Source organism: Holdemania filiformis DSM 12042 (assembly GCF_000157995.1).
GTDB lineage: Bacteria > Bacillota_I > Bacilli_A > Erysipelotrichales > Erysipelotrichaceae > Holdemania > Holdemania filiformis.
The window spans coordinates 506807-512426 of the sequence record NZ_GG657561.1 but is presented as its reverse complement, the minus strand read 5'-3'; the positions used below and the strand labels follow the sequence as shown (position 1 = coordinate 512426).

At 57.4% G+C, this 5620-nt stretch carries 6 protein-coding genes; all 6 read right to left on the bottom strand.

Features of this window, described 5'->3' with window-relative positions; genetic code table 11:
- A partial coding sequence (locus tag HOLDEFILI_RS15090; RefSeq protein WP_006060697.1) for an amidase family protein occupies positions 1 to 931 on the bottom strand: 931 nt, incomplete at its 3' end.
- Between the two features lie 166 nt (positions 932 to 1097).
- On the bottom strand, positions 1098 to 3392 hold the full coding sequence (locus tag HOLDEFILI_RS15085) for a peptidase U32 family protein (protein ID WP_006060696.1): 2295 nt from the start codon (positions 3390 to 3392) through the stop codon (positions 1098 to 1100).
- Positions 3389 to 3595: a hypothetical protein gene (locus HOLDEFILI_RS15080; protein WP_039865122.1), complete on the bottom strand. Its 207-nt coding sequence runs from the start codon at positions 3593 to 3595 to the stop codon at positions 3389 to 3391. The genes HOLDEFILI_RS15085 and HOLDEFILI_RS15080 overlap by 4 nt, the downstream gene beginning before the upstream one ends.
- A gap of 33 nt (positions 3596 to 3628) precedes the next feature.
- Positions 3629 to 4123, bottom strand: coding sequence for a DNA-deoxyinosine glycosylase (locus tag HOLDEFILI_RS15075; RefSeq protein WP_006060694.1), 495 nt, complete (start codon positions 4121 to 4123; stop codon positions 3629 to 3631).
- Complete coding sequence (locus HOLDEFILI_RS15070; RefSeq protein WP_006060693.1) at positions 4120 to 5424, bottom strand: L-serine ammonia-lyase, iron-sulfur-dependent, subunit alpha; 1305 nt, start codon at positions 5422 to 5424, stop codon at positions 4120 to 4122. Before HOLDEFILI_RS15070 ends, HOLDEFILI_RS15075 begins: the two co-directional genes overlap by 4 nt.
- An 82-nt stretch (positions 5425 to 5506) precedes the next feature.
- Positions 5507 to 5611 carry a hypothetical protein gene (locus tag HOLDEFILI_RS20575; RefSeq protein WP_425268589.1) on the bottom strand — a complete coding sequence of 35 codons (105 nt, stop codon included), beginning with the start codon at positions 5609 to 5611 and terminating at the stop codon, positions 5507 to 5509.
- Positions 5612 to 5620 lie beyond the last annotated feature (9 nt).

The window sequence follows — 5620 nt, the reverse complement described above, 5'->3', positions numbered from 1 at the left end:
GGCCCTGCGGGAGGGAAACCGGCACCAGCGTTGCGCCCTGCTGCACCAGAATCTGCCGTGCCTGCTCCAGAATCGTGTTTTCAAGTTCATCCTGCGGTGCGTCGTCAAACGTCAGCACGCCGATCCGGAAGCCTGCGACCCCGCGGTTCAGCGCTCCGGCGAAATCGAAGTGATCCGGGCATGCCAGCGTCGCCGGGTCCAGTTCATCCTTGCCCCATAACGCATCCAGAACGACGGCGCAGTCCGCGATCGTCTTGCCCATCGGTCCAGCTGTATCCTGCATCGAGGAGATCGGAATGATGCCGCTGCGGGAAATCAGCCCCACTGTCGGCTTGATCGTTGCCACGGCGTTGTTGCGGGCTGGGGAAACAAGCGAACCGTTGGTTTCCGTACCGATGGAAAACGGCACAAGCTGGGCGGCGACGGCCACGGCGGAGCCGGAGCTGCTTCCGGACGGATCCAGCTGCGGATCATAGGGATTGACGACCTGACCGCTGCGCGAGCTGAACCCCGACGGCATCTTCCGCTTCCGGGCTACCCAATACGCGAATTCAGAAAGACAGGCTTTGCCGAGAATGACAGCTCCCGCCTGCTTCAGCCGGCGCACGACTTCGGCATCCTGCGGTGCGTAAAAATCAGCCAGTGCTGCCGAACCGGCCGTGGTGTGCATCTTGCCGGCCGTGCTGATATTATCTTTCACGACGACCGGCAGCCCATGCAGCGGTCCGCGCGGTCCTGTTTCCCGCAGCTCGCGGTCGAGCGCGTCCGCAATCCAAAGCGCATCCGGATTCACCTCGGCAATCGCATTCAAGCCCGGCCCGGACTGGTCGATCTCCGCGATACGGCGCAGTGCTTCCTCGGTTAAACTCCGGCTGGTCCAGCGGCCGGTCCGCAGGCCTTCCGCCAGTTCTGAAATTGAAGCTTCAAACATGAAGATTCCCCCTTTTTGTTAGTGTAGCATAATTGAAAACGTTAAACCAGCTCATCCCGCTTCCGAAACAGGATTTTCGATTTTCATACCGAAACATAGAAAAACCGCGGCGTTTCGCCGCGGTGGAAGTGTACGATCTTGTTCTTTCTTTTCAACCAATAGTTTCTTATTCTCCCTGAATCCGGTTACGGATACGAAGGAAACGTTCAACGATCCGCCGGCTGGCAGCGCCGTCTTCCAGCGTCAGCCGGAGCTTCCACGCAGAATGTGGATCCAGCTCGCCGGTTTTGAGCTCAAACGGCGTTTTTTCAAGACAATGACTGTAACAGGCGGCGTCGCCGAAAACGGGGTAGAGCTCGCCTTTTTTATTTTTCAGCGCATAGGCCTGCTGATGACAAAGCTGACAGTTCCGCTTTGTCCCGTCTTTTAACAATCGGTTGACCGGACAAGCCTTGGACACCATCAGATCGCGATAGCCGTAGACGTACTGCACGGTCGGCGCGGAAAATCCGTATTGTTCTTTAAACGCTTCACGAATCGCACTCTGCTGTATTGGATTAATTTCCAGTGAAAATTCCACACCTGCTACCGAAGTCTGGCTGAGCAGCAGCGCCAGCGCTTCGCTGTTGGTGACATTGAAGCCGCTCGTACAGATCAGCCGCGTCGTTGTCCGGATCAGCGTTCCGATTTCCTCGGCCTGCAGCCATTCCGTTTCGTATCGGGCAGGATGCTCCTGGACCCGCAGCGTTGAGGGCATGATTTGCGGATACGCTTGAATCAGGGCCGGCACGCTGCTGATCAGCTGCACTGGAAGCTCAGCTAACGCTTCCGCCTGTTCGCGGGTTTCAATCTGCACGATCAATCCCGGCAGCGGCTGTTTTTCATGGATCGTTAAAGGCTGAACAGCCTGACGCTGAAGCTGAGCCCGCTCAGGATAGCGGACAGCTCGCCGCTGCGCAAGATGATCAAGCGCCTGGCGGCGGGCTTCATTAATTTGCTGAACTGGCAGAAACAACGCCCCTTCCAGCTGATTGTCGACGCTTTCCAGCTGAAACGGCGTATCGTTCAGCTTGCCCAGCTGCTGGGTTAACCGCCCCGTGTCCAACGGTGCTTTCTGCGCGGGCTGCAGAACTTGTTCCGTCCGGGCCTGCGCCTGAAATCCCATTTCGTCGCAGACGTCCAACAGCATCGGTTCGCCAGCCCGGCCGCGGATCGTAAACCGCACAGCCGTCCGGCGCGCCGGCTGAGCAGACTGCGCCTGGATTTCCTTCATCAGCTCGCTGTCGGTCGTCTGAAGCAAAGCAGCCTCCGGCCGGACTTTCTCCCGCACCGGCAGCTCAATGATCTCGCCCGGCTGTCCCTGGGCGCATAACAAATCATGCTTATAGATGTAATTGGCAATGAAGCCGATATCTTCGCCGTTTTCACGTAAAATCCGCAGTCCGTCGCCCTGATGCAGCGGCGCGGTTAATTTTACCTGGACACGGCCGTTGCGTTGGCTCAACACCGTGCCGATGCGGATTCCAACGTGATTGGGGCGCAGCGGATTCATCAGCGCCGGTCCGCTTTGATGAAACAGATAGCCGGTGGTGAAGCCGCGGTTGAACAACTTCTTTAACCGGATCTGTTCCCCTTCCTCAGAAGCCGGCCGCATTCCGGCCAGAACCGCGTCGATTTTCTCACGGTAAGCCCGCACGACTGCGCCGACATATTCCGGACGCTTCATCCGGCCTTCAATTTTAAAGCTCGTCGCTCCGCTGCGGATCAGCTCCTCAACCTGGTCGAGGGTATTGAGATCCATCGGACTTAATAAGTATTCCCCCGGAGCTTCGATGACCCGGCCGCTGTCCCTTTCAACCAGCTGATACGGCAGCCGGCAGGGCTGTGCGCACTGGCCGCGGTTGCCGCTGCGGCCGCCGTTGATGCTGGACATCAGGCATTCGCCGCTGTAACAGACGCACAAGGCACCGTAGACGAAAATCTCCAGATCCAGTCCTTCCTCAGCGCACTCCCTGACCAGTTCGACCGGGGTTTCCCGCGCCAGCACAGCGCGCTTCATCCCCAGCTGCCTGACCCAGCGCACGCCCTCCCGGTTATGAATGTGCATCTGCGTCGAAGCATGCAGCTCAAAATCCGGATAAGCCCGGCGGATCCAGGAAACCAAGCCGAGATCCTGCACGATCAGAGCGTCGACGTCGTTGTGATAAAGAAAATCAATCAGCGCCTTGGCGTCGTCCAGCTCGTTTTCGAAAATCAGCGTGTTGACGGTGACATAGACCTTCACCTCGTGCTGATGACAATAGCGCACAGCCTGACGCAGCTGCTGCTCATCGAAGTTGCCGGCATAGGCCCGCGCGCCGAAGCGCGTCGATCCCAGATAGACCGCGTCCGCCCCGTTGTTGACGGCGGCGATCAGCGCGTCCATACTGCCCGCCGGTGCTAAAAGTTCCGGGCGTTTCATCCCAGAACTCCTTTAATGATCAGCGAAATCCCTAATATAGCTAACGGAATGCCCAGCCACAGACCGATCAGCGTCGCGCACAGCATCAAACCCAGTGCGCAGACGACTAACCCCAAAATGATGGTGATCAGCTTGCCGCATAAGGACAACACCAGTCCTGTCAGCCAGAATACCAGTTTAAACGGCCATAATAAAATTCCCATGCGCATGTCCTCCTTTGGAACTTCAATTTTTCTCTAAAGCTCAAACAGAAACCGGTAGGCCTCGAGCAGCTGCTCGAACGACACCGCGGCGTTGGCCGGCGAAGTGGAAGGCAGTACGATCGCTTCGATGCCGGTTTTCGGCTGAGCGTATTTCTGATAGCAGCGGCCGGCGGTCTTGCCGGTCGTCACAATGGTTTTGATCTCCGTTTCCGCAAGCAGCCGGTTGAAATCGTTGGCGGTGACGTCGCGGATACTGGCGTCGCTGCTGCCGGTAATTGTGCAGCTGGCGATCACATCCCACAACGCGAAGTGCCGGTGGTGCAGAAAGGCCACGCGCTGCGCCGTGGTGTCCAGCAGACTTCCGTCCAGCGCCGCCATGACCGGCCAGAACCGGTTGCGCGGATGCGCGTAATAGAACGCCTGCTGACGCGAGGCGACCGAGGGCAGCGATCCGAGAATCAGCACCCGGCTGTGCGCGTCGTAGATCGGCGCGAACGGATGCACGACAGTCTGCGCCGCGTTGTTCATAGATCGAACCGGATCGGCGAAGCCAGCACGTCGTTTTCCATGACGGCTTCCTCAACGATCAGATGACCGTCCAGACAGGAAGGATGTTCCTCAGGCACAATCTGCACCTCTTTGGCCAAGCCGCCAAGCGAGGTTTCCTTGAGTTCAATCGGCAGATGCTTGCCGGTATAGTTCATCGTTTTGACAACGACGTCGAAGCTGACGCGGTTCTTTTTAATCCGGCTCAGCGTGCGCGCGAGCGACATCGCGTCCAAGGCGCGCAAAACCGCGACGGCATTGCGTTCGATGCACGGTATGATGACATAGCCGCCGACCGGATCGCACGTTAATCCAAGGTGATGCTCCATGCCGATTTCCGCAGCGTATTCGATCTGACCGCAGTTCATGCCGTTGAGATAGGCGGCGGCGGCCGCGGCCATCGCGCAGGCTGCGCCGATCTCCGCCTGACAGCCGCCGACCGCACCGGAAATCGTGGCGTTGGTTTTGATCAGATCCCCGAACAAACCCGCCACCGCCAGCGCTTTGACCAGCTTGCCGCGGGTGATCTGTTGATCGTTATAATAGTAATACATCAAGGCCGCCATGACGCCGCAGGAGCCCAATGTCGGCGCAGTGACGACGATGCCGGCCGAAGCGTTCTGTTCGCTGGCCGCATAGGCATAGGCCGCCAGCTTCATCTTCGTCCGTTCCGCTTCATCCTCGATCGTTCCCGCCTGTAAAAGCATTGCCTTCGCCGCGCGTTCCATCTTCAACCGTCCCGGCAAAACGCCGCTGGCCTGCAGCCCTTCCTTTACGGAAGCGAGCATCGCGGTCAGAATCTTATCCAGATACGGCTCCAGTCCGGCTTCCGCCCGCAGCGCGTATTCCGCAAAACCGATCTTTTCTTTGTCGCAGATTTCACGGATCGCCTGCATCGAATTTTCCGGATAGACGTTTTCACCCGTTTCCAGATGCTTTTCTAAAATCTTAATCGAACCGCCGCCAACGGAGAACACCGTCCATTTTGCCAGCAGCTGATGATCCCGGTTGTAGCCGCGGATATAAAAGCCGTTGGGAAAGCTTTCCTTCCAGTCCTTTAAAAAGAAGATCGTCGTCTTCGCCGGCTCAAAGGTCTTGCGGATGATATAATCCGTCAGATGACCCTTGCCGGTTAACGACAGCGAGCCGTACAGCTCGACTTCGACGTGGTGCAGCTGCTCGCCGTATTCCGCCTTATACAGCTGGCAGGCCCGCTGCGGTCCCAGCGTATGCGAACTGCTGGGACCCGGACCGATTTTATAAAGTTCCTTTAATGAATCCATCGTAACACTCCCTTTATTCTTTCAGCGTATGAAAACACGCGGATTCTGACTGTTTCTCTGGTGATTTCAGAGATTTTCTTTTTTAGTGCGCGGCTTTGATTAAGAACATTTCAAAGCCCAGCCTGCGGTCCAGCGTGCCGCTTTTAAACCGCTGATCAAGCTCGGCTAAATCGTTCAGAATTTCCAATAACCGTTC

Bases quoted from the DNA above. Each gene is read 5' to 3' on its own strand.
- HOLDEFILI_RS15080 (WP_039865122.1), bottom strand. From the start codon at position 3,595: ATGGGAATTTTATTATGGCCGTTTAAACTGGTATTCTGGCTGACAGGA.
- HOLDEFILI_RS15075 (WP_006060694.1), bottom strand. From the start codon at position 4,123: ATGAACAACGCGGCGCAGACTGTCGTGCATCCGTTCGCGCCGATCTAC.
- HOLDEFILI_RS15085 (WP_006060696.1), bottom strand. From the start codon at position 3,392: ATGAAACGCCCGGAACTTTTAGCACCGGCGGGCAGTATGGACGCGCTG.
- HOLDEFILI_RS15070 (WP_006060693.1), bottom strand. From the start codon at position 5,424: ATGGATTCATTAAAGGAACTTTATAAAATCGGTCCGGGTCCCAGCAGT.